This is a genomic window from Desulfosporosinus fructosivorans (assembly GCF_004766045.1).
Lineage (GTDB): Bacteria > Bacillota > Desulfitobacteriia > Desulfitobacteriales > Desulfitobacteriaceae > Desulfosporosinus > Desulfosporosinus fructosivorans.
This window is the reverse complement of sequence record NZ_SPQQ01000006.1, coordinates 113,919-137,761: the sequence shown is the minus strand read 5'-3', so window position 1 is coordinate 137,761 and position 23,843 is coordinate 113,919. Positions and strand designations below refer to the sequence as shown.

The 23,843-nt window shown below is 39.6% G+C and carries 20 protein-coding genes; 4 read left to right on the top strand and 16 right to left on the bottom strand.

Features of this window, described 5'->3' with window-relative positions; genetic code table 11:
• Nucleotides 1-931 precede the first annotated feature (931 nt).
• Both E4K67_RS17215 and E4K67_RS17210 read right to left on the bottom strand, forming a co-directional pair.
• The gene (locus tag E4K67_RS17215) at nucleotides 932-2,245 is read right to left on the bottom strand and encodes a DUF2812 domain-containing protein (protein ID WP_135548877.1); all 1,314 of its coding nucleotides are present in this window, start codon (nucleotides 2,243-2,245) and stop codon (nucleotides 932-934) included.
• Entirely contained in the window at nucleotides 2,242-2,559 is a 318-nt protein-coding gene (locus tag E4K67_RS17210; RefSeq protein WP_135548875.1) for a PadR family transcriptional regulator, read from the bottom strand. The genes E4K67_RS17215 and E4K67_RS17210 overlap by 4 nt, the downstream gene beginning before the upstream one ends.
• Nucleotides 2,560-3,129: 570 nt before the next feature.
• Here E4K67_RS17210 and E4K67_RS17205 point away from each other — a divergent pair.
• A complete protein-coding gene (locus E4K67_RS17205; RefSeq protein WP_135548873.1) occupies nucleotides 3,130-3,936 on the top strand; it encodes a hypothetical protein in 807 nt (268 codons plus the stop codon).
• A gap of 153 nt (nucleotides 3,937-4,089) precedes the next feature.
• Here E4K67_RS17205 and E4K67_RS17200 read toward each other — a convergent pair whose 3' ends face one another.
• A complete protein-coding gene (locus E4K67_RS17200) occupies nucleotides 4,090-4,524 on the bottom strand; it encodes a GNAT family N-acetyltransferase (RefSeq protein WP_243454526.1) in 435 nt (144 codons plus the stop codon).
• Nucleotides 4,525-4,861: 337 nt separating this feature from the next.
• Here E4K67_RS17200 and E4K67_RS17195 point away from each other — a divergent pair, with 337 nt between their 5' ends.
• Nucleotides 4,862-5,515 (top strand): HD domain-containing protein, encoded by a 654-nt coding sequence (locus E4K67_RS17195; RefSeq protein WP_135548871.1) that lies wholly within the window; start codon nucleotides 4,862-4,864, stop codon nucleotides 5,513-5,515.
• 239 nt (nucleotides 5,516-5,754) lie between these two features.
• Here E4K67_RS17195 and E4K67_RS17190 read toward each other — a convergent pair whose 3' ends face one another.
• The 4 genes from E4K67_RS17190 to iadA form a co-directional block, all read right to left on the bottom strand.
• Nucleotides 5,755-10,104, bottom strand: a complete 4,350-nt coding sequence (locus E4K67_RS17190) for a 2-hydroxyacyl-CoA dehydratase (protein ID WP_135548869.1) — start codon at nucleotides 10,102-10,104, stop codon at nucleotides 5,755-5,757.
• A 39-nt stretch (nucleotides 10,105-10,143) separates the two neighbouring features.
• Complete coding sequence (locus tag E4K67_RS17185; protein WP_243454525.1) at nucleotides 10,144-10,722, bottom strand: TetR/AcrR family transcriptional regulator; 579 nt, start codon at nucleotides 10,720-10,722, stop codon at nucleotides 10,144-10,146.
• Nucleotides 10,723-11,039: 317 nt separating this feature from the next.
• A complete protein-coding gene (fusA, locus tag E4K67_RS17180; RefSeq protein ID WP_135548867.1) occupies nucleotides 11,040-13,064 on the bottom strand; it encodes an elongation factor G in 2,025 nt (674 codons plus the stop codon).
• A 199-nt stretch (nucleotides 13,065-13,263) separates the two neighbouring features.
• Complete coding sequence (gene iadA / locus E4K67_RS17175) at nucleotides 13,264-14,442, bottom strand: beta-aspartyl-peptidase (RefSeq protein ID WP_135548865.1); 1,179 nt, start codon at nucleotides 14,440-14,442, stop codon at nucleotides 13,264-13,266.
• 194 nt (nucleotides 14,443-14,636) lie between these two features.
• Here iadA and E4K67_RS17170 point away from each other — a divergent pair, with 194 nt between their 5' ends.
• Both E4K67_RS17170 and E4K67_RS17160 read left to right on the top strand, forming a co-directional pair.
• A complete protein-coding gene (locus tag E4K67_RS17170) occupies nucleotides 14,637-16,181 on the top strand; it encodes a putative polysaccharide biosynthesis protein (RefSeq protein ID WP_135548863.1) in 1,545 nt (514 codons plus the stop codon).
• A 385-nt stretch (nucleotides 16,182-16,566) separates the two neighbouring features.
• Complete coding sequence (locus tag E4K67_RS17160) at nucleotides 16,567-16,791, top strand: alpha/beta-type small acid-soluble spore protein (RefSeq protein ID WP_135548859.1); 225 nt, start codon at nucleotides 16,567-16,569, stop codon at nucleotides 16,789-16,791.
• Nucleotides 16,792-16,828: 37 nt separating this feature from the next.
• Here the strand turns inward: E4K67_RS17160 and surE are convergent, their stop codons facing one another.
• The 9 genes from surE to E4K67_RS17115 form a co-directional block, all read right to left on the bottom strand.
• Entirely contained in the window at nucleotides 16,829-17,590 is a 762-nt protein-coding gene (gene surE / locus E4K67_RS17155; protein WP_135548857.1) for a 5'/3'-nucleotidase SurE, read from the bottom strand.
• A 13-nt stretch (nucleotides 17,591-17,603) separates the two neighbouring features.
• Nucleotides 17,604-17,804 (bottom strand): YpmA family protein, encoded by a 201-nt coding sequence (locus tag E4K67_RS17150; protein ID WP_420841562.1) that lies wholly within the window; start codon nucleotides 17,802-17,804, stop codon nucleotides 17,604-17,606.
• Nucleotides 17,805-17,817: 13 nt separating this feature from the next.
• On the bottom strand, nucleotides 17,818-18,393 hold the full coding sequence (gene folE / locus E4K67_RS17145; protein WP_199242578.1) for a GTP cyclohydrolase I FolE: 576 nt from the start codon (nucleotides 18,391-18,393) through the stop codon (nucleotides 17,818-17,820).
• A 48-nt stretch (nucleotides 18,394-18,441) separates the two neighbouring features.
• Nucleotides 18,442-19,173, bottom strand: a complete 732-nt coding sequence (locus E4K67_RS17140) for a 7-carboxy-7-deazaguanine synthase QueE (RefSeq protein ID WP_135548853.1) — start codon at nucleotides 19,171-19,173, stop codon at nucleotides 18,442-18,444.
• Nucleotides 19,173-19,730 (bottom strand): DUF366 family protein, encoded by a 558-nt coding sequence (locus tag E4K67_RS17135; protein WP_135549353.1) that lies wholly within the window; start codon nucleotides 19,728-19,730, stop codon nucleotides 19,173-19,175. Before E4K67_RS17135 ends, E4K67_RS17140 begins: the two co-directional genes overlap by 1 nt.
• A 9-nt stretch (nucleotides 19,731-19,739) precedes the next feature.
• A complete protein-coding gene (queD, locus tag E4K67_RS17130; RefSeq protein ID WP_135548851.1) occupies nucleotides 19,740-20,117 on the bottom strand; it encodes a 6-carboxytetrahydropterin synthase QueD in 378 nt (125 codons plus the stop codon).
• A 125-nt stretch (nucleotides 20,118-20,242) separates the two neighbouring features.
• Nucleotides 20,243-21,409, bottom strand: a complete 1,167-nt coding sequence (locus E4K67_RS17125) for a tetratricopeptide repeat protein (RefSeq protein WP_135548849.1) — start codon at nucleotides 21,407-21,409, stop codon at nucleotides 20,243-20,245.
• Nucleotides 21,410-21,648: 239 nt separating this feature from the next.
• On the bottom strand, nucleotides 21,649-22,116 hold the full coding sequence (locus tag E4K67_RS17120; RefSeq protein ID WP_135548847.1) for a Fur family transcriptional regulator: 468 nt from the start codon (nucleotides 22,114-22,116) through the stop codon (nucleotides 21,649-21,651).
• Nucleotides 22,117-22,168: 52 nt separating this feature from the next.
• Nucleotides 22,169-23,443: a class I SAM-dependent rRNA methyltransferase gene (locus E4K67_RS17115; RefSeq protein ID WP_135549351.1), complete on the bottom strand. Its 1,275-nt coding sequence runs from the start codon at nucleotides 23,441-23,443 to the stop codon at nucleotides 22,169-22,171.
• Between the last annotated feature and the right edge of the window lie 400 nt (nucleotides 23,444-23,843).

Here is a 23,843-nt window from a genome sequence, read left to right as displayed (position 1 = left end):
GATCGTATAATGTAGTCCCGTATTACCTTTAGACCACGCTTTTAGACCTAATGAAGTAAGGATAGAGTCACCTAATGATATATTTATACCAAATGAAAAAGAGAACAATATCTTTAATATTGCCAATATTAAAGATATCGTGCCAATTCCCACTATATGACCTTTTTCTTTAGAATTATTATTCATAATAACCATCCATTCCGGCGCTGCCGCTGCGGCACAAATAGTGATGAAAAATGGTGTGCGACTTTCACCAACTTTGTTATGATTATTTTCGAGGAGAAGATACACTACAAAGCACGGAAGGAGGAGTCGTAGACTGCTCTTCTCAGCTTAAATCAGTATAATAACCAGTGTAAGAATCGTCTTACAAGCACAAATAAGTGGTTCTATAAGACCGCACGCTAACTTTAAATCCCAGTCTTTCTAATGCAGCAACTAATCCTTTGCCAGTGATTCTCGGAAGCTTACTCACGATACATGCACCCGCACTTCATCAACCTTTACATTTCCTTTAGGGATCGGCATGCCTATTAGGTTTAAAGCTTCCATATGACCTTCTATCGCTTCCTGTATCCGTTCAAGGGCTTTCTTTTCGATTATTGCCTTGGGTAACGCATCCCGGAAGTCCTGGCACTGTCACAACATAAACCTTTGTCTCATCGTCCCACTCAAGGGATCACCTTGAAACTTTTTTCCATCATCGTGTACCTCTGTTAGCTTTATTTTCGCACCTCAAGCGAAGCATAAATCAAGCTCTCTCGTTAGAGTGATTATCCATAACCCTTTCCTTGGCGGAAATAATTCAACCAAGCAAGACTATTACTGTTTAGCTTCTGCACTTAAATCGACGCGTCCCTGAGCTCAATAATGAAGTTAACAATAGCAGCAATTCGAAGAATGCTGGGACTAACTGTATAATTGAAATTAATTACTTATAAAGCTTTTGATATACTTTATTCAAAAATTCATCATTACTTATACCACTAAGATCTTGCTTAATATCAACGACTCTATCTTCTGATACTAATATATAAGTTCTTTTCTTACTATCAATATAAACCTTAATATCACTAGGTAAATTTGTGTCCTCCTGCTTTAAATCAACGCCATATCCATTAAGTCTACTTACTAATCTATTCTCACAAAATTTAATTACCCAAGGATACTGACTTTCAAAAATTGTAAAAGTTAAGTCATTATCCCCATTACTGGAAGCATAGAATATTATTTCGGCTAGGATACTTTTATCAAAACGAATATATGGACTCGTAGCAGCATTCTCTTTATACCCAAAATCCATTAATGTTAAACTAACTTTCTCTGTTGGTACTTTGCTTTGCTCAATCGCATTAAAGTTCCTAAAAGCTAGGCCACCTGCAAGCATTATTATTAAATATATTGAGATTATTGCACTACTAATAATTATTGTCATATTGATTTTTTTCGAAAACCTTTTTTTATTAATAAAATTTTTAACAAAAATCATAATTAATATAGGGATACACATTAGCATTAATATAGAAATATTAAATCCGTCCCCCCCTTGTTTATCATAAACTGAAAATTTAAGTAATATAAAAAGCGTTATTAAGCCGTAGGTACTCTTTAATATGTTTTTTGTCCTTAATTGGTTATAGTTATTATAAGGCATGAACTTATTTTCTTTTAACTTACTGCTAGCTTTTATGACCCAAAGAAAAAAGCTAATAATCTCTATACTATTCATAAATATAACAGAAGCCATCCCCACTATTACTAAAATTCCCAAATTGGACCCTAGGGCAAAGTCTGTAGGTAGCGAAAATAGTTGCATATATAGATTGAAAATAAATAAGAGCGTAATAAGAAATTGACTACCTACATAATATAGCGAAGCTTTAAAAACAGACTTAAATTTTTCCGCTTCATCAGTATGAATAGAAATAGTTCTCTTTGTATCCACTGTGTAAAATATTTGAATTTTACCTTTCTGACATACATAATTCCACCCTGCAGTTTGGCAATAATCCCTATATTCTAAAGCCACATCACTATCTTTACGGTCAAAGATAGAAACTTTGTGAAGTACATCGACTGAATATTTTATTCTTTGCGGTTCTATTTTTTTGAATTTTAAGAAGGATCCCATAATAGATTCTAATAACCATCCCTTTACTGCCATTAGTTCAAGATATTCTTCTGCGGCTACGCATTCATACGGTAAAAAATTAAAAAATGTTATTTTTATATCTCTAAACCTCATGATTTCCCCTCCAAATACAATAATCCATCGTTCGCCATAGTAATTAATCGTCTATACTCATCTAGTAATATTCCTTTACCCTTATCAGTGATTATATAGCTTCTTTTTCTTCCTATTACTTCCGTTTCTCTTATCATAGTTTCTTTTTCAAACTTACCAAGAAGACTATACAAGGTTCCCGGTCCAACTCTTACACGACCATTTGAAATCTCATCTACCGCCTCCATAATATCAACACCACAACTTTCCTTGAGTAGTGACATTAATATATAATACATTGGTTCTGTTAAGTTTTGGAATTGCTCCCTCGCCATTCTTATAATATCTCCTTTTCAATATCGATACACGCTACTAATACTTCCATTCTAATATCGATACACGATATTGTCAAAATATCTTTTTATTAGAGTCTTAGAGTATACAAGAGTTATGAGCCATCCTGCCTAACAACTAAAGCAACAGAAATTGCGATCTTGAACTTGTAGATCTTATTTTGTTCATACCTACCATAATGCCATGAATAAATAAGCCCTTCTATCCAGGACTACGTTCTTAGGTTCTGGATAGAAGGATGCAATTCTCAAATAGTCTTGTCATGACAAACCCATCTTACATTTATGTATGTTAATGTGACCACTTGTCGAGACTAATTGTTAGTTTCGATATTACGATGCCATATATTTATTATATAAAGGAATACTTGTTATTTTGTTGAAATAACAAGTGTACTGTTTTGCCAGCAGCTTTACCTCTTGTTAATGTTTCAAATTCACGGATAGGTAAAATATACGAACAGGTTCGCGTTAAGTCAATCAGACAGACACTAAATGAAGTTCGTTAGTCCAATAACGTTACGGCCATTGCTATTTCTAAAGGAGGAAATTATGAGTAAACGTTACGGGTACTTCTCTCAAATTGAACCTCTACTGTTAAACCAGTCATCAAGGGAAATCGAACAACTGCTTCTAAATAATTCTAATCTTCCAGGGCCTAGATCAAACCTCGAACTCGTTTATGCTTTTGCAGACCACTTTCGCTCTAACGATTTGGTCACTTATAAGTGGGAACTTCTTCAGCGGTTTTTAAATTTCGGATTAGATTCCGACCCCCACAATAGCCCAGCGGAATTCCTTCCTATCTGTGCATTGGTGGCATTGGGTACGTTTTATATCAAAGCTGAGTCCTCTATTCAAAAACAAATTGTCTCTATTTTATGGGATTTTGCCAACAACTCAAACTGGCGCCTTAGAGAAGCTGTAGCCATGTCTTTCCAATGTATTGAAGAGCAAGATTTTGACCTTATTCCTCCGTTATTCAATCAGCGGATAAATGACGTCTCTCTTTTAGAGATGAGGGCAATAATTGCTGCTTTGGCACATCCTCCCGTACTTAAAGTCGAACCAAATTCTGTTTTCTGTTTACTAATTAGCGACATTTTTCTTAGCAAAGTCGTCACTCTAGATGTCAGTAAACGTAAAACAGAGGAATTTCGTGTTTTGAGAAAAGGACTAGAATACTCACTTAGTGTCTTCGTTGCATCCCTTCCTGCAAAAGGTTTTGCGTTTCTTTCAAAATGGGTAATGGTTAACGATACTGACATCAAAAAGATTCTTAAATCTAACCTTGGTAAGAGCAGGCTTACGAAGAAGTATGAACAGCAAGTTAATGAGGTCTTGAGCATGTTGAAATAGCCACCGCGCTGGTCGTGACAATCACTTGTTTTTGGCATCAATTATTTACAGCTTTGTTTTTGTTAAATTTTATCGAGCAAATAAGAAAATCGCTTAATTTCAATTCTAACGATAGCTCGCCAATAGCCGGGTGCCTTTTTGGCTTACAAATACTCATAAATCCTTTGAAAATAAATAGGCTCTACTTTCAAAACCAATTTTTTCATAAAATCTATGCGCTTTTTCGCGTGGAAATCCTGAATCTAATTCAATCTTCTTACAACCTCTTAATTTTGCTTTATCAAATGTCTTTTTAAGTAACTCAGTACCGATTCCCTGTCCTCTAAGGGAATCATCTATTATCATTGCATAAACATATGCAATTTGACCTTCCTGCCAAAAATTATTTACTATTGCGAAAGAACAGAAACCAATAACTTTCCCGTTAAGTTCCACACAAAGGTACTCATCATTATCTAACTGTATGCCACGAGAAAAAACGATCATTAAATCATTTTCATTTAATTCTTTACCTGGCCAAAGTTGCTTAAAAAGTAATATCACATCAGCGAAATCTTCAAGTTTCGAATTTCTAATTATTATGTTCAATTGTTTCCCTCCTGTTTTATTCAATGTTTCGCATAACCTTTTTTAGATTTGAGTCCATCTTGGCTCAATATATAACAACGGTTGGGGGGAACCGTTGTACTTCTTCTCAACAAATTACACCAATTGCAACATAAACCCACTATTAGCTCAAGATAGCTAATCATCTCATATCTTTCTTGCGAAGTAAGGGGAAACCTGTCTCACAAAACAAAAAGGTCCCTACTACAATAGTAGAAACCTAAGTATGAAGAAAATGTAACGACAAGATAATACATGTCATCATGCAATTTGGGTAACCCTAGAATTAAAGATTCTTTTAATAGGGAGCAGAATTAACATGCAAACATTTATTGATTTCGATGCTCATTTAATGAGTGACAATAAACCTTCAAACTACTTTACCGAATTAAGTAAGACCGGAATATTTGTAGAACAATACCCTTACACATTACTGGGTGACTTAATGAAAGTACCCCAATCTCCGACACATCACCCTGAAGGTAGTGTTTGGAATCACACGATGTTAGTTCTAGACAATGCAGGAGAAAGGAAGCATCTTAGCGAAAATCCGAAGGTCTTTATGTGGTCTGCTTTGCTCCATGATTTAGGTAAAGCAGACACAACGAAGTTTAGAAAGGGTAAAATAACTTCATATGACCATGATAAATTGGGTGAGAGGCTTTCTGTTGATTTCCTCAAGGAATTTACCAGTGATCTTAATTTTATAAATCAAGTCTCAAAACTGGTAAGGTGGCATATGCAAATACTCTTTGTTACCAAGGGGTTGCCTTTTGCAGAGATTGGAAGGATGGCTTCTGAGGTCTCAATTGATGAGATAGCTTTACTTGGGTTATGTGACAGGTTGGGAAGAGGAGATATGACCATTGCTAAAAGGCAAAAAGAGGAGGAAAGTATAAAAATTTTTATCGAGAAATGCAATAAGTATTTGAAGGATAGCAATGGCTCTTTAACTGGTTATTGTCAGTATTAAAGGATCAGACATCCAACAATCAAACATCAAACATCACTTATAATTATCTCACTACTGCCATCCTAAGTATAAAAAGAAAAGGCTAGGGCAACTTTCAAGCCCTAACCATTATTATGCTAGGCAGAAAGTATAACTTACAGTTACATACTTTCTGCCTAGCATAAGTGCAACTAAGGCGATCGCCAGTTCCTGGAGGGTTGGTGACCGCCTTAGTTTTCTTTATCCTACCGCAACTCTTTTCATGAATCCAATTTGCATTCCCTTAAGTTTGTGTCTATATTTAGCAGCGATAGTTTATTATCCACCAGATCATCCTCTAACTGGACCTTAGCTTCTACTGGCACTTCGTGCTTGTTTTGCAAGTTATCCATGGCTACGGAAAGCATGAGTTTTAGGCGATTAAGCTGGTTTACTTCGCTTGCCCCTGGATCATAGTCAATGGGCGCAATATTTGCCGTAGGATAGGACCGTCTGATTTCTCGGAACATACCTTTTCCCGTGATGTGATTAGGCAAGCAGGCAAAAGGTTGTAAGCAGACGATGTTATTGACCCCGCTTCGAATTAGCTCAACCATTTCGCCAGTGAGGAACCAACCTTCTCCAGATTGATTGGCTAGAGAAAGATGTTTTTCAGCATATTTGGCGATCTCTTCGATGGGTTTGGGCGCATGAAAACGTTTACTGGCTTGCAAAGCTTTCTTCATTTCTTTGCGATAGGATTCAATTCTATTGATTGAGAGATAACCGGATACCATGCTCCAGAAACTACCCGAAAGTTTCTGATATTTGATGCGATTATCATACGCACCATACAAGAGGAAATCAGCAAGGTCAGGAACGACTGCCTCAGCCCCTTCAGCTTCCAACAATTCTACAATATTGTTATTAGCGGTAGGGTGGAATTTGACTAGGATTTCACCTACGACTCCAACTTTTGGCTTGATCAAATCTTCGTAAATTTCTAGTGCATCAAAGTCCGCAACAATTTGGCGAATATTTTCTGCGTGTTCCTTTCTGCTTCCTTTCTTCAAGGACTCTTGGCAGCGATTAACCCAATAGTCATATAATAGATTGGCGGAACCTGGGAATTTTTCATAGGGTCGAACTCGATAAAGGACCCGCATTAATAGATCCCCGTAGATAAGTCCCCTCAACAATTTATTAAACATTGGAATTGTGAATTTGAAACCAGGATTATTCTCCAAGTTTGATGAATTTCCCGTATTAAGGGCAATCACGGGAACCTGTTCCATATTGGCATCTTTAAGTGCCTTTCTAATAAACGCGATATAATTCGTTGCTCGACATCCTCCGCCGGTTTGCGTAATGATGACCGAGGTGTTGTTTAAATCATACTTACCGGAACTTAACGCTTCCATCAACTGGCCAACCACGATTATCGCCGGATAGCAGGCATCGTTATGCACATACCTTAAGCCTTCTTCAATGGCCAACTTATCGACAGAGGGCAAGAACTCAATAGTATATCCTGCATCCTCAAATCCTATCTTAAAAAATTGGAAATGAATCGGTGACATTTGTGGTGCCAAAATCGTATGTGTTTTTTTCATTTCCTTGGTAAATAATGCTTTGGCAGGCTTATCATAGAGTTTCTTGGGGGTGAAATTTCTCTTTTCTCGCTCGTTAATGGCCGCGATCAAGGAACGCAAACGAATCCTCGCAGCCCCTAGGTTATTGATTTCATCAATTTTTAATACAGTATAGATTTTTCCATAAGCCTCGAGAATCTCTTTAATCTGATCCGTGGTAACTGCATCAAGACCACATCCAAACGAATTCAGCTGAATTAATTCTAAGTCCTTTTGTTCCGAAACATAGGTGGCTGCAGAATACTCTCGAGAGTGGTACACCCATTGATCGACAACGCGCAAAGGTCGTTCGACCTTGCCTAGATGTTGGACAGAGTCTTCGGACAAAATAGCGAAGCCATAGGATCCGATCATCTCAGGAATACCGTGGTTGATTTCAGGATCAATATGATAGGGCCTGCCTACGAGCACAATTCCCTTGATATTGTGTTTCCGGATATAGTGAAGGGTTTCTTCTCCTTTTTTTCTTACCTCTTCTTTATATCTATCTTGTTCCGCATAAGCTTTCGCCAAAGCACTTGCAAGTTCATTCTTTGGTATTCCTTCGGGTTCTAACTCCTCAGCTAACCGTTTCACCATTCTACTTGGCATATCCATCGGTAAGAACGGATGATAAAACGTAATATTGGGCTCTCTTAGTAAATCCATGTTAGCATTGATGGTCTCTGGATAAGAGGTGACGATTGGACAATTGTAATGGTTGTCTGCCGCTGGATCTTCCGCTCGGGCATATGGAATGCAGGGGTAAAATATTTTGTTTAATCCTTTTTTCACTAAATCGGTAATATGACCGTGTACAAGTTTGGCTGGGTAACAGGCAGACTCTGAAGGAATTGTATCCATTCCAAGTTCATATATTTCTTTTGACGAGCGACCAGAAATGATAACTCGATAACCTAGTTCTGTAAAAAAAGTAAACCAGAAAGGATAGTCCTCATAAATGTTTAAGACCCTAGGAATTCCAATGGTTCCTCTCGATGCCTTATCCTTCGTCAAAGGCTTGTATTGGAAAACTCTTTTGTACTTATATTCATAAAGATTGGGAATGTCATTTTTTACAATGTCTTTCCCTGTGCCTCTTTCACATCGGTTCCCTGAGATATAGTCACTTCCGTTTGAAAAATGTTTAACACTAACTAAGCAATTATTCCCACATAACCCACATCGTTTCATCGATGTTTCTGTTTTAAAATTGTATAAATCTTGCCCTTGCATCAGATTTGTTTGATTCCCAAAGATATAACGATCTTTAGCAATTAATGAAGCTCCAAACGCACCCATAATACCTGCTATATCTGGGCGAACTACTTCCTGATGCGTGATAATTTCAAATGCCCTTAACACAGCATCGTTATGGAAGGTTCCCCCCTGGACGACTATTTTTTTCCCTAGCTCCTCGGCATTTCTCAAACGAATCACTTTATAAAGCGCATTTTTAATGACTGAAATAGCAATACCTGCCGAAATATCGCTGATCTCTGCTCCTTCTTTCTGCGCTTGTTTGACTCTTGAGTTCATAAATACCGTACAGCGTGTTCCTAGATCAACTGGATGCCTTGAATCTTGGCTCAATCTAGCAAATTCTTGGACGTCCAAATTCAGTGAATGAGCAAAGGTTTCCACAAAGGATCCACACCCTGAGGAACAAGCTTCATTTAGCGTAATGGATTCAATAACTCCATCACGAATCACTAAACTTTTCATGTCCTGCCCACCAATATCTAAAACGAAATCGACACCTGGGCAGAAGAAATTGGCTGCCGTGTAATGAGCTACCGTTTCAATTTCTCCAATATCCACTCTCAAAGCTGCCTTTATCAGATGCTCTCCATATCCGGTGACGGCTGAGTTTATAATTCTGGTTGTCTTATTTAATTTTGCATACATATCTTTCAAGGCTTCTATTGTAGATTCTAGAGGGTTGCCCATATTACTGCCATAGTATGAGTATAGTAAGCTACCCTCATCATCGACAAGCGCGATCTTAGTAGTTGTCGATCCTGCATCAATCCCAAGATAGGCATTTCCTTCATAGCTCTCAGGATCTACTCGCTTGACCTTGTGCAAGCTATGCCTCGCTTTAAATTCCGCATATGCCTCAGAGTTCGCAAATAGAATTTCTAACTTTTCGCCTTCAGCATTATTAATCTTATGAATCAGAGGCGCTTTTTCATAGAGACAATCAAGTGTAATTGGCATTTTATCGCGTGAAGAAAGCGCGGCTCCGATCGCTACAAAATATTGTGAATTCTCTGGGAAAATCACATTTTTGTTTTCTAAATTAAGTGTCTCAATGAAGCGTTCTCTTAGCTCGGACATAAAATGCAGAGGCCCCCCCAGAAATGCCACGTTCCCTCTGATAGGGCGACCCTGGGCTAAACCACTTATCGTTTGATTTACAACAGCTTGTAAGACAGACACAGCAATATCCTCTCTTGCTGCCCCTTCATTTAATAAGGGTTGAACATCGGTTTTAGCAAACACACCACACCTAGAAGCAATAGGGTATATATTTTGATAGTTTTTGGCAAGTTCATTTAGACCCGGGGCATCCGTTTGTAATAATGAGGCCATCTGATCAATAAATGCGCCCGTACCTCCAGCACAAGTTCCATTCATCCTTTGCTCAATTGCTTCCCCGAAAAAGGTAATCTTAGCGTCCTCTCCGCCTAGTTCGATCGCCGCATCTGTGTTTGGAATAACGATTTTGATGGCGTTAGTGCAAGCAATAACTTCTTGAATAAAAGGAACCTCTAACTTTTGGGAAATATTATACCCTCCAGAACCGGTAACCATAAGGGTCAATAAGTGCCCTTCCATGGTCGCTTTGGCACCATCGAGCATCGTAACGACAGTATCTCTTATATTCGAAAAATGTCTTAGATATTTCTTATAAACAATATTTTTGTCACTATCTAAAACAATTATTTTTGCGGTTGTAGAACCAACATCTAGTCCTACATTTAAAACTCTTCTCATTTTTTTCCTCCACTAGTACAACATTTAATAAAGCTTATTTTAGCAGGTGATTCCTTTGGCAAAAATCTTAATACAACTTGTAATATAGACCTGCATATCTGTTTCAAAAGTTAATTTTTTCATTATTAAAGAGGTAACAAATAGTCCAAAATTTGTGGCTAAAAAACTCATTGCCAGTGTTTCAGGATTTTCTCTTATGGTTCCTCTACTTTTCATTTCCTCAAAATAATTGCAGAGCAGTTTTTTAAATTCATTCGGAAACTTAAATAACGTAGCATCAAAATCTGGATTCAATTCTTCATTTTTAAAATGCATCAAAATAATTTTTTGATTTTGATACAATGTATCTTGGTAGGAAGAACATATTTTATTTAAGTCTCGTTCCAAATCCCATTCAAATTCCTCAAATAAGGCAATGACTTTAGGGGAAAAGACAAATTTATCAAATGCTTTTTCGAACAAATTATGCTTGTTTTCGAAATGTCTAAAAAGAGTCATTTCACTTACGCCTGCTTCTTTGGCGATTTCTTTAGTTGTTACTGCGCTATACCCTTTTTGCGAGAAGAGAATAATAGAAGCATTTAAAATCTTGTCTTCAGTATTTATAGTACACATCATATTCGTCTCCAATTAAAACATGCCTATTGCACGCTTACATGTTAGTTGTTACTAACACGATTTTATCATATCTTTTAAATAACTTCAATCAGTGAGAACAAAACTTATCCATAATAAATGTATGCCCAGATTGTATCAAACGTTAAAAAGGGTCTGTAACTAAACTTGTTTTCCAGTTTGTTACAGACCCTTTTTGATCGAGAATTGCCGCTATTATCGAGGATTATTCACCATTTCATAGGTGTATAATCCTCTTTTTGGGGGATAGCGCACCACCACTCAGAAAATTTCCCAAGTTTTGTTACGCCCCCTCTGGCTTAATGGCCTTGCGCTGATTTTAATTGATTTACCAACGTTTCACTGAGTTTGCCTGGCACTTCTTCGTATTGGAGAAATTCCATTGTAAACGAACCTCTCCCTTGAGTGAGGGATCTCAAATCAATAGCATAGCGCATCATTTCAGCTTGGGGAACATGAGCGCGGATTACTTGATATTTTTCGTTGGAGGCAACCATGCCCAGCACTTTTCCTCGTTTTCCATTGATATCCCCAATTACATCCCCCATAAAAACTTCAGGCACTGTTATTTCCACCTCAACGACAGGTTCAAGCAAGGTGGGTATTGCTAGACCTACCCCCTTGCGGAAGGCGATGATCGCTGCTAGCTTAAAAGCCATTTCCGAGGAATCAACGGCATGGTAAGACCCGTCGCAGAGCGTGACCTTGATATCGGTGACAGGATACCCAACCATAGTACCTTCAGTCATAGCCTCACGTATTCCCTTTTCCACAGCTGGAATATATTGCTTCGGGACTGATCCACCAAAGATTGCCTCGGCAAACTCAAAGTCTTTACCTTCTGAGGGTTCTATATTAATCCATACATGGCCATATTGACCATGCCCACCCGTTTGCTTTTTATGTTTCCCTTCCACTTTAACTGCTTTGCGAATCGTCTCACGATAAGGTACGCGAGGAACCTTCATAGATACAGCAACTCCAAACTTGCGGGCCAGCTTTTCCAAGAAAATCTCGAGTTGCATTTCCCCAAGTCCTGTTAATAGCAACTCTTTCGTTTCCGTGTTTTTACTAATTTTAATTGTGGGGTCTTCTTCCGCTAAACGTACTAAAGCACTGCCTAGTTTATCCTCATCCCCCTTAGTCTTTGGCGCAATTGCCACTGCTAAGGTTGAGACTGGAAAATCAATACCCTGAAGCTTCACTGGATGTTCCTTTCCGCATAGGGTATCTCCTGTTCTCACCTCTTGTAATTTGGCTACAACGGCAATATCTCCTGCAGAAACTGACCCAACCGGTTCTTGTGTTTTACCACGTAGATAAAACGGTTGCCCAATCTTCTCATCTAATCCCCGACTTGAGTTATAGACCATCGTTTCTGCACTAAACTTCCCTCCATAAACCCGGAAGAACGACATCTTCCCGACGTAAGGGTCAGCTAGGGTTTTGAACACTAAAGCCGCTTTCTCTGGGACAATCTCTGGCGCTGGAACAAAATCGACTAAGAAATTCATGATATTTGCAACACCAATATTTCTAAATGCTGAGCCGCAAAGTACTGGAGTAACCAGATTTTGTCTAAGCGCCATCCGCAAGGCCGTTTGCAAATCAGCCTCATTTAGCCTTTCCCCTTCAAGATATTTCATCAAGACTTCATCATCCGCTTCGGCAACAGCTTCGGCTAATTGATCTCTTAACAGTTCGATCTCTAACTGGTACTCAGCAGGAACTTCCTTAACTATGAACTTACCATTGCCATTGGCTTCGTAGTTATACTCTTTATTCTCAATGATATCGATGACACCCTGGAAACTTTCCTCTTGGCCGACTGGTAGTTGCAAAGGAACAAACTTTTCATGTGGATATGCATCTTTCAGTTGATCCAAAACCTTACCAAAATTAGCATTCTTCCGATCCAGCTTGTTGACAAAGACTACTCGAGGTAACTTCTGTTTTGCCATAACATTCAACGTGATTTCTGCCTGAACCTCTAGTCCAGCCACGCCGCAAAGCACCAAAATTCCACACTCGGCGACGCGCAAAGCACTTTTGACTTCTCCAAAAAAATCTAAATATCCTGGGGTATCGAGAACATTCACCTTAACTCCTTGCCACTCAATCGGAATAAGACTCGTACTAATCGACACTTTGTGTTTCACTTCTTCTGGTAAATAATCCGAGACGGTGTTTCCCTCTGTAATTTTGCCAATACGGTTGATTGCACCCGAATTGAAAAGAAAGGTTTCCGTGAGGGAAGACTTTCCTGCTCCACCATGCCCTACAAGACAGACGTTGCGAAGATGATTTGTGTCATAGGTCTTCAAGACGATCTCCTCCTTGATGTTATTTAAGAAAAAGGACGCATGCCTTTTTACTTGCAACATTAATACCGGAGTTTTCTATGTCAGAAGATACACGTTAGTCTCATTTTATTGAACAGCTAGGGTCAAGTATTCTTGTTTTTATAAATAATCCAATCGAACTCCCACTTGCATCCTCCACCCGAAGTCTCGATGTTCAACTTTAGTTGAAGAAATTAGCTCTCTTTTCGAAAGTTCCCCAGACCTTCGGTTGTTTGTTACTAACCATACATTTCCCCAATGCCCAGACATCCTGGACCTGTAAGCTTTCGTCGAGAGCCACTAAGTCTGCATCGTAACCGATGCGAATTGATCCTTTATTGATCAGGCGGAGAACATTCGCCACATTTGAAGTTATGGTGCGCAACCCGACCTCTAAAGGGAGTCCATAGTGTAGTACAGATTCTCTAACGTCACGCCAAAGAACTTCTACCAAGCCGACTCCCATACCTATAAGCACGCCTGCTTCGTTATACTGAGGCATACTTCCGTTTCCGTCCGAAGTGACAGTAATACGATCATTAAGAATTTGACGTTGATTCAACATAGCTAGGACTGCAGGCACCTTTAAATCAATAGGGAAATCATCACACCCTGCGGTAAAATCGATATGCCCACCTGCTAGAAGGAACTGGATCCCATCTTGCAGTAAAGAATGAGTTCGGTTGATGTGCGTTGGTACAAATTGAGTGATAGGAATCTCAGTATGCTCAAGGATAGTCCAAATAGGTTGTAGTCCTCGTTTCCCCTCCCCAAGATGGAGATGCACCACCCCAGCTTTTCCCCCCAACATCCCCCCCACTCGAGCTTCTGCCGCTAAATGCTCAAGTTCAGCGATTTGGGGCTGGGCTGAGCGATGATCAGAGATTGCGATTTCTCCTGCGCCGATAACTTTTTCAATCAAGACTAGGTCTTCTTGTAGCGTTGGTAACAGAGATCTCATAGGGACTTGATAAGCACCGCTGTAAACAAACGTAGTTATCCCCTCTTCTTCAAGGGCTTTCGCCTTAACGAGAAGCTCAGTCATAGACCGGGATATGGAATCTGTCCCCAGACATCCGACGACAGTGGTTATTCCTCCCCTAGTTAATTCGGAAAGTTGGATTTCCGGAGTCCGCGAAGAAGGGCCCGCTTCTCCTCCTCCTCCACAGATATGAACATGAGCATCAATAAAGCCTGGTACGATTATTTTGCCTTGCAGGTCAATTACTTCCCCTTCAACATAGTCGGGAAGGCGAAAATTCCTTCCTAAAGCGGCAATACTACGTCCCACAATCAGGACATCTGTGTCCTCAATCAGTTCAGGATTATAAATTTTTGCATTTGTTAGTAGTTTCCACACCACAACCCACTCCTTGGAGGTAGAATGCCCCAATTATGGTGTTATATTCCCATATAGAAAGTCTTTCTCTATGACACGGCAAAATCCTTCAAACTTTAGCGGTTGCTTAAAAATTTCCTAAGCATTTCTTTTTTTCCTAAGCATAAGTTTAAATAAAACTTGGCTATTTAAAGCCTTAACTTATGGAGGAATACATGCCGAAAAGGACCTTTGTTTATGGAGCGACTATCCTCTTGGGAGCCAACTTAGTAAACCGAGTTTTGGGCTTTGCCTATCAGTATTTAATTATGAATCATATTGGCGGTGAAGCATATGGTCTCTTTAACATGGTTTTCCCGATCTACATGCTGGCTCTTGTCTTAACAACTGCTGGCATTCCCCTTGCCATTGCTAAAATGGTCTCTGAAGAAGTTTCCCTAGGACGCACTGCTCAAGCTCAAGCAATCTTCCGCCTTGCCTTTTGGATATTATTTATTTCTGGCGCAATCGTATCGTCTGTCTTGTATTTTCTTACCCCATTTTTAACTCATCGTATTTTCCCCGATCCTAGGGTCCTTACTATCTTTCAAATTTGCACTCCAGCCATTTTCATCGTCTCCCTATCTTCGGTGTTTCGAGGATACTTTCAAGGCTTACAAAATATGGTTCCTACTGCTATAAGCCAAATATGCGAACAAATTATCCGTGTCCTTGTGGGCTATACAGCAGCGCTTCAACTCCTCAATTCCGGGGTCGAATGGGCGGCAGCCGGGTTAGCTTTGGGCATGTTGGCTGGAGAAATAGTCGGTTTATTGGTGATTGCCTTTCAATATCAGTTTGTATGGCCTAAATTTAAAAGGAATAATCAAGAAGCTGTATATTCCTCGCGAATCATCTTGAGCAAGTTGTGGCATCTTGCATCTCCTGTAACAGTTGGCAGACTGTTTTCCACAGGGTTATCGGCCTTAGATGCCCTACTCATCCCGCTGCGCCTTCAAGTAGCTGGTTACGGAGCTCGGGAAGCGACTACCTTATTCGGGCAACTTGGGGGGGCGGCCTTTACTTTACTCACCTTTCCGAGCGTCTTCACCTTTGCCTTAGCTACTTCACTAGTTCCCGCTATCTCTGAAGCGGCTGCTCGAAATCAATTACAGGTTGTCCGAGCCCGTAGTGCAGAAGCCATTCGTTTAACGATCTTAATTGGAATACCATGCCTTATTATCCTATTTTATTTTGCCCGGCCACTCACATCTTTTTTCAAGAGTACAGAAATCGCACCAATTTTGCGTTTGTTAGCTGTTGGGGGCATCTTTTCGTATATACAACAAACCACAACGGGAATTCTTCAAGGACTTGGAAAAGTTCATCTTCCAGTCCTCCATTCCATCATTGCGGCTTTTATAAGAATTCCAATATTAGTTTATCTTACTGGACTTCCCCAATGGGGTCTTAGAGGTACGGCTATGGCGTATATCATTGGTTTTATTATTATGGCGTTTCTAAACCTGATAGCTATTACACGCTCTACAGGAATGGCCTTAGATCTTCAGAGATTTCTCCTCCAACCAGTCAGTGGAGGGATAGGCATGCTGTTAATTTTTCATTTTTTAGATCCGATCTTGGGCCAACAGGTTGTAGGGTATATCACTGAATTTACAGCTGGAATTATACTTTACAGTCTGATCCTCTTCTTTAATGGTGGGATCACCTTAACAGATTTAAAACGACTTCCTTGGATTGGTAAATACCTTCCCCGCTGATCAATTCCACCAACGACGAATCTGTTTCCCCCATTGCCAATATGATAAGAGACCCGTCACAAATACAAATACTAGAGCCAATAACTTATAAACAAAGTACACCTTGATCAAAGACAAAAAGGCCATCCCTACGCCAAAAAGGGCAGGGATTGCCAAAAACTTAAAAGAGGTATTCGATTTCTCTGAGTTTCTTAGGCCAGGGATAGAAAAAACAACTATAAAAAGTACAAAGTAAAATATAAATGTCCCAATTATCATCTAGAACTTCCTCCATTAACAAAAAGACATAATCTATCCAGAATTTGAGTACGATAAACACTCGAAAATATGTAAATACTACTATTGTCCCGAAATAGAGTGAAATAAATGGGAGGAGATGTATCTGATGAGTCGACGCAATAAAAACACGAATAGTATCCTACCCGACTCTGTATTGGAGCAATTCAAGTGGGAAGTGGCCGATGAATTAGGCTTGAGCTCAAAAATTAAAAGCCAAGGCTGGGAAAACATGACTTCTCGCGAATGTGGCCATGTTGGGGGAAGAATCGGTGGAAGCATTGTCAAGACCATGATGCGTCGAGCGAAGGATTCCCTGAATACGCCGATGTAATTCGGCATAAAGGAGTACAGATTTATTCTGTACTCCTTTATCCGTTATTATGATCAAAAATAGGTTGCCATGATTTGATACACGCGAAATCCGTCAAATCACTATGCATTGGAGTAATCGAAATAAAGTCCTCCTGTATCGCTCTCAAATCGGTATCACTCTCAAGATCTTGCGCTAAATTTCCACACTGCCAATAATACGTTATGCCATGAGGGTTAACTCGTCGTTCAAAAACATTTTCATATACCGCTTTACCTAACCTAGTCACTTTCACACCACGCCACTCAACCTGAGGCTTACCTGGAATATTGATATTCATTAAACCCTTGTGATTATGTTGTACAATAAAATCTAATTGTTCTGCTAGGTAAGTTGCAGCAGGTTCAAAACTCATAAACTCATAGCTAGCTAGAGACACCGCAAGGGCAGGAACTCCGAGTAGTACCCCTTCCATGGCCGCAGAAACTGTACCTGAATAAAAGATGTCAGTCCCTAAGTTGGGACCGAGGTTAATCCCTGAAATAATTAAATCAGGTTTAGCTACAACCCCACCTTGTATTGCTAGTTTTACACAATCTGAAGGAGTACCACTAATTGCATATCCTTTTTGCTGTCCGTCAAGCTTGTGTTCTGTTAGAAACAGCGGCTGAAATAAAGTAATAGAATGACCTGTGGCGGAACGCTGACCATCTGGGGCAACAATGCTTATATCATGGTTTGTCTGGGATCTGAGGGCACGATATAAGGTTTGGATGCCAGGTGCATTATAGCCATCATCATTGGTCAATAAAATATGCATTCTTTTCCCCCGCTCAGTCTGCTTCATAAACAGAAATGACCATTTTATCTTCTTTTTTGGTTAAACCAAACATCAGTTTATAATCTTTTAAATTTTTATTGAGAAAATCAACGACCTTATAAAGTTCGCCATTAGGACTAAAGCGTTGTGTGGCAATAAGATCTAATTTCCCGTGTTGATCAGAAGAATTTGTGTGTTGATCTTCCACTGTGATGATCTCCTCTTTCTTAGCTTCTATGTCCTTGAATCAGTGAAAAAGCTTCTGATCTTGTAATGGGATTAGTTTTAAATATCCCCCGTACTGCTGAGGTTAATGTTTGTGATCCCGCTTTCTTAACCCCTCGCATGGTCATACACATGTGCTCTGCTTCAATGACAACTACAACTCCAAGTGGATCAAGTTCACCCATGACAGCATTTGCAATTTGTGATGTCAAGCGTTCTTGAAGCTGCGGTCGGTGTGCAAACCCTTCAACAACACGAGCAAATTTTGACAGTCCAGTTATCTTACCTTTCCTCGGGATATAGGCAACATGTGCCTTACCATAGAAAGGAACGAGATGATGTTCACACATTGAATAGACTGGGATATCCTTAACTATTACCATCTCTTCATGTTGTTCTTCGGTAAATTGCACCTTGAAATGTTGACTAGGGTCTTCATGTAATCCGGCAAATACTTCTGCATACATTCTAGCAACTCGTTTCGGTGTATCTCTTAACCCTTCGCGGTCAGGGTCTTCACCTATAGCCTCCAAAATCATATAAACTGCTTGCTCGATCTTCTCTATATCCATCCCCATATTCTTATCTCCTTTACTATGGTTATCTACTATGGTTATCCAATATCTCTATAGTTGTCCTATAAAAACGTGTGTTTGAGGAATAACTCGAACGTTCACGAGTTTCTCAAGCAAAAGGCTCTGCCATTTTAAGAGTTGCATAGGTTTGGGCGCCAGGATGCCCTGAGTTGGAGTTACAGGTTGCAATATTGTTAAGATAGATGGGTCAACTCTAGCAATTAAATCGCAGGCATATTGCAGGTCATTCAAAGGGGTGTCTTGGTTAACAACTAATTTGACAAATACTTCTTTTTGAGTGCTGTAGCGCAAAAAGGATTCATGGACATCCCAAAAATTCTTACTAGCGAAGGGCAACTTAATATCCATGCTAATTACGTCGACCATCGGTAATATTTGAAGAAGTTGCTCCGGCAAAGTTCCATTAGTCTCAAGGTAGATCTTTAAGCCTTTCTCTTTTAAAAAGGGCAATAGAACTTGTAATTCGTCTGCCCAAAGAAGGGGTTCTCCACCAGTGACACTTAGGGAGTGATGCATAGAGAAATCAAAGGTCTGAAGTAAGTCCAGCAATTTATCTATAGGAACAGGATTATCCAGCATACTGAAAATCCGTGTTCCGGGCACCTTCTCAACCCGAAGCTGTCCTGGTACTTTAGTTTCTGTGTCACAATAAGGACACATTAAGTTGCACATTGGCAGACGAAGAAATAGTTGTCGTACACCTACGTAAGGACCTTCACCTTGGATCGACGAGAATATTTCTGTTACTGGCAATTTAAACATTACTGAACTCCCCGCACTTTACAACGGGCGAGACGCATGGAAGTTACCTCGGCGCAATAGTGTTTGGCAACGCTTTCTCCGAAGGATAGAACGTCCTGGATGCGAAGATCTTCTAAGCCGGTGGTAGGAATTGGCGTATTCTTATTTGACACGTTCAGCCCGCAATGAATCAGAGTGGATACTGGGGAAAGGGTACTGATACTCACCGAGAGTTTTTTGTCCTCTTCATAGAGATCATCCCCACTCCTACGCAGGGTTGTCACCCCAAGTTTTTCTAGTTCTTCCTTAATCGTCGCGATCAGTAATCGTTGTCGTATAATAGTCTTTTCCAAATCCATTTCAAAATGTTCCACGATAAAATGCAGCATGTCTTCGCTATAGATCCAGTCCTGAGCTAAGACATCCTCAATATCTACCATCTCATTTTGTTCCACACGGCACGTGCCACGGAATATGCTCATGCTATCACCCATAAGTCCAAAGTTTTTATAGGAAAACAAGGATTGAAGTTGACTGCCATCATAGTTCAAGGGTTCATGGAGTACAATGTATTTCATGACCATTCATCAGTCCTCCTTAAAAATGGCCCATGCATCAGGAGATTCGTTAACCTGAACCCATGCTAAGCGCTTATTAGTAAGAACCAAGTCCTTCTTAAGTTCTGTGTATAGTTGTTGGGCAAGATTTTCAGCTGTCGGATTAACCCCTTCAATTCCAAATGCAGCTAAGTCATTTAGAAGACTATGATCAAGTAACTTCAATTTTTCTCTAATACTCTGTTTTACTTCACTAAAATCTATTAACATCCCCAAATGATCTAATTGTCGGCCTTCAATACAAACCACAACATTCCAACGGTGACCATGCAGTTTAGCACAATTACCATCATAGTTACGAATAAAATGGGCAGCATCGAAATGCGCCTGAACAAATACCTGAAACATTTTTCGCTCCTTATTTGACATATTACAATCTATTTTAACATTATTATTTACAAAAGAAAAATGAAATATTAAATATTAATAATTAAGTGAACATAAAAAAAAGAGAAGGGTTTCTCCCCTCTCCGTCAGGCTAGCTTTAGCGCCTTATTAAAACAGTCGATCGCTGTATCAGATTGATCGATTTGGTCATATATATTACCGAGTAACGCCCAGCCTGCAGAATGGTGTGGGTCTATTTCAAGAAGTTGATTCACTAAATCAATACTTTCCTGCCAATTTCCTTTGCGGGAGAGGCAAACACATAAATTATACAGAATGAGTGGATGATTGGGAGTCAACTCTAAAGCTTCACGATAATACTCTGCTGCTTTTCGAGTGCGACCCTGATGGACCAATGTAAAGGCGAAGTTATTGAGTAATATAGGATCTTTTGGATATATACTAATTGCGCGTTCCAATAATTTTAAAGCGTCCTGAGAACGATCTTGGTTTTGATAGACTGCTGCAAGGTTGCTTAATGAGTCATAATGATCTGGTTCATATTTTAGAGTTAGTTTATAATACTTAATTCCTTTTTTCATTTGATTGTTTTGGATATAACAGTACGCTAAGCGAGCTGCTAAATCTGGGGTTCCCCCGTAACGAAGCGCCTTTTCAAAACTATTACAAGCATCGGTCAACTGTTGCAACAGCAAATGCATCTCAGCCTTCATCTCCCAATATAGAGAGTTCCGGGGTTCAAGCTGACAACATCCCTGAAAACACCTTAAAGCTTCTAGGGATTCATTATGAAAGGCGTAGATAATCCCGAGGCGATAATTTGTTTCTGCATGCTTGGGCGCCGCTCTCAATGAATTACTCAATGATTTAATAGCCTCACGCCAATCTCCCAGTTCTAGAAAACAATCAGCAAGCAAGTCCCAATAACTTGAATTTTGAGGCCTTACCTGAATCGCTTTTTCTATGCGCTTTTTGGCCTGTGGAATCAGGGCTTGACCAACATAGCAACGTGCTAGAAGATAATTTATCTCCGGCGATTCTTCTTTCTGCTCACTTTCCAGACGTTCTAGGTAATCTCTGGCCTCTTGAAAAGCTTGAGCATCGATCAAATTTTGCGCCACTTTAAAATGTGGCTTAGTCGAATCCCGATTTAATAAGTCCACCCATTTTAAGATAGCTACTTCCGACGTTCCAAAGTGATAATGCCATTTGGCTAGGAGAGAATTCCACAAATAAGAGTTTTTCAGATATGGCCTTTTTTCTTTGACGTCCGAGGCCAGAGGTAGATTCATAGTTTTCGCCCCTTTTTTACTTATTTTACCATATACGTATTCCCCTTTCATTCTGCTAAACCCTTTTCTTTAGACCAATAATATAACGTCAAATGCCTGATAAATGCCCGATAATTCGCAAATATCAACCTCAATATCTTCCCCACTCGTCAGGTTTCCCACAATACTAATTCTGGCTCTATATAATAGCTCTCAATTCCATAAATACTCTGTTTTTTCTCAAAAAAAAGAGGCGTGCTTTATAGCGCCTCTTCACATTTATTACAATATCCATAAAATTTTAAATCGTGGTCCATGACTTTAAATTGAGTTCGTTTTGTAATTACTGCTTCTAAGGACTCTAATAAATCATCATCAAACTCTGAAACACTACCACAACTCAAACAGATCAGGTGATGGTGGTGATGATGTTCATCCTTTCGACTAAATTCATACCTGCTTCGCCCATCCCCAAAATCATTTTTAAGTAACACGCCTATTTCTGCCAATATGTCTAGCGTCCGGTAAACTGTAGCTAAACCAATTTCAGGGTTTTGATGTTTAACCAGCATATAAACCTCTTCAGCACTCAAATGACGATCAACGTGTTCCATAAATGTTTGTAAAATCGTCTGACGCTGGGGAGTTACCTTATAGGAATGATTACGCAATAGATTGCAAATACTTTCGAATGTTTTCGATTCCTGCACTCCTAGCCCCTCCTCCATATATTACCCATTATATGACAAGGAGACTCATTTGCAAAGAGCTTTCAGATATTTATCGTTCAAATACTTCATATATTGCAAACTTTAAATAGTCTGTTTCTTCACTCCCTAATAGCACCGGATGATCAATTCCCGCGCGTCGGAATTCAATGAGCCTTAATACTTTATGTGCATCTATAGCCGCTTCTTGAAGCATTTTAAAGAAGCGAGAGGCACTCAAATGATAAGAACAAGATGCGGTTACTAAGATTCCTCCAGGACGAACTAACTTCATCCCCTGTAGATTTATTTCTTTATACCCCCGTACAGCGCTTTCAATAGCTTGACGGTTTTTAGCAAATGCAGGAGGGTCGAGGATGACAACATCCCATGTTTTTTTCTCTTTTACCTGTTCTCTCAAGAAATCAAAAGCATTGGCAGCCACAAATTCAGTCCTGTGAAGAAAGCCATTCAACAAAGCATTTTCTTTGGCCATTTCAATAGCCTTCTCTGAAATGTCTAAACAGGTTACTTTTTTGGCTCCATAATGACAAGCGTGCAACATGAAAGAGCCAGTATGTGAGAAACAATCCAAGACCTCAGCGCCGTTCCAAAAGGGATTTTTAATTTCTCTACCTGAAGCATTCTTGGGCTTTCCAGTCTCATCCTCTTTAATTCCGTGGGAAAGACCCCATCCAGTCATCAGTGGCTTCAACGCAGCTCTATTTTCCCGCTGATCGAAAAAATACCCTGTTTTCTGTCCTTCTGCAACATCTACTAAGATTTTCAAGCCATTTTCGATTACCGTTACATGAGTATCAAAGGGTTCATCCACAAAGCCCTCTCTCTCTTCAAGTCCTTCGAGCCTCCTAACCGGAACATCACTTCGCTCATAGATCCCACGCGGGTTAAAAAGCTTCTTTAATGCTTGATAAATCCATTGTCGCCGCATTTCCATCCCTAAGGAAAGTATTTGCACAACTAAAACATCTTCATATTTATCAATGATTATTCCTGGTAGAAAATCAGCTTCCCCATGCACAACACGACATGAAGTTGCTGTTGGTAATAACCATTGCCGACGCTTCCACGCTTGTTCAATCTTATCATAAAATAAGGTTTCATCCACTTCAACCTCTGAATAAGTCACAACTCGAATGATAAGTTGGGATAGTGGATTATAAAATCCCTGGGCTAAAAAATGCCCAACATGATTAACAATATGTATAACGTCCCCACCCTGAGGGTCCCCTTCTATTTTTTCGATTTCACCTGGATAAACCCAAGGATGCCCTTGCTCAAGCCTCTTTTTACGATTTTGTTTAAGAAACGCTTTGGAAACAGTCAATATAATCTTCCTCACTTTCCAGTCTACCTTTAATATGTGATAGACATCTCTAAGAATATACCGTGAAAGTCGAAGAAAAGGAAGCTTTTGCTTCCTTTTCCTCGAACTGTACAAACAATTTATGACTAAGCTGTTGGGCAAATTAAATTATTCAACCGTAAGGGCAATTCATAAATCCTTAGTACCAGTAAGGGTACGGATACGGATACGGATACGGATACGGGGGAGGATATGCGGAATACGCTGGATACGGAACATAGCGCGGTGCTGCTAAAGTCCCTAATCCAAAACCTAAGGCAAAGGGGATGACGCCAAAGAACATAAGAACAACTCCTTCAAAATGAGTGTATTGATTATAATCCATTATATGGTATCTTATCCATCTTAGTGAAAAAAGAAG

Coding starts and splice junctions, on each gene's coding strand:
- E4K67_RS17215 (WP_135548877.1), bottom strand. CDS start 2,245: ATGAGGTTTAGAGATATAAAAATAACATTTTTTAATTTTTTACCGTAT.
- E4K67_RS17210 (WP_135548875.1), bottom strand. CDS start 2,559: ATGGCGAGGGAGCAATTCCAAAACTTAACAGAACCAATGTATTATATA.
- E4K67_RS17205 (WP_135548873.1), top strand. CDS start 3,130: ATGAGTAAACGTTACGGGTACTTCTCTCAAATTGAACCTCTACTGTTA.
- E4K67_RS17195 (WP_135548871.1), top strand. CDS start 4,862: ATGCAAACATTTATTGATTTCGATGCTCATTTAATGAGTGACAATAAA.
- E4K67_RS17190 (WP_135548869.1), bottom strand. CDS start 10,104: ATGAGAAGAGTTTTAAATGTAGGACTAGATGTTGGTTCTACAACCGCA.
- E4K67_RS17185 (WP_243454525.1), bottom strand. CDS start 10,722: ATGATGTGTACTATAAATACTGAAGACAAGATTTTAAATGCTTCTATT.
- E4K67_RS17170 (WP_135548863.1), top strand. CDS start 14,637: ATGCCGAAAAGGACCTTTGTTTATGGAGCGACTATCCTCTTGGGAGCC.
- E4K67_RS17160 (WP_135548859.1), top strand. CDS start 16,567: ATGAGTCGACGCAATAAAAACACGAATAGTATCCTACCCGACTCTGTA.
- surE (WP_135548857.1), bottom strand. CDS start 17,590: ATGCATATTTTATTGACCAATGATGATGGCTATAATGCACCTGGCATC.
- folE (WP_199242578.1), bottom strand. CDS start 18,393: ATGGGGATGGATATAGAGAAGATCGAGCAAGCAGTTTATATGATTTTG.
- E4K67_RS17140 (WP_135548853.1), bottom strand. CDS start 19,173: ATGTTTAAATTGCCAGTAACAGAAATATTCTCGTCGATCCAAGGTGAA.
- E4K67_RS17135 (WP_135549353.1), bottom strand. CDS start 19,730: ATGAAATACATTGTACTCCATGAACCCTTGAACTATGATGGCAGTCAA.
- queD (WP_135548851.1), bottom strand. CDS start 20,117: ATGTTTCAGGTATTTGTTCAGGCGCATTTCGATGCTGCCCATTTTATT.
- E4K67_RS17125 (WP_135548849.1), bottom strand. CDS start 21,409: ATGAATCTACCTCTGGCCTCGGACGTCAAAGAAAAAAGGCCATATCTG.
- E4K67_RS17120 (WP_135548847.1), bottom strand. CDS start 22,116: ATGGAGGAGGGGCTAGGAGTGCAGGAATCGAAAACATTCGAAAGTATT.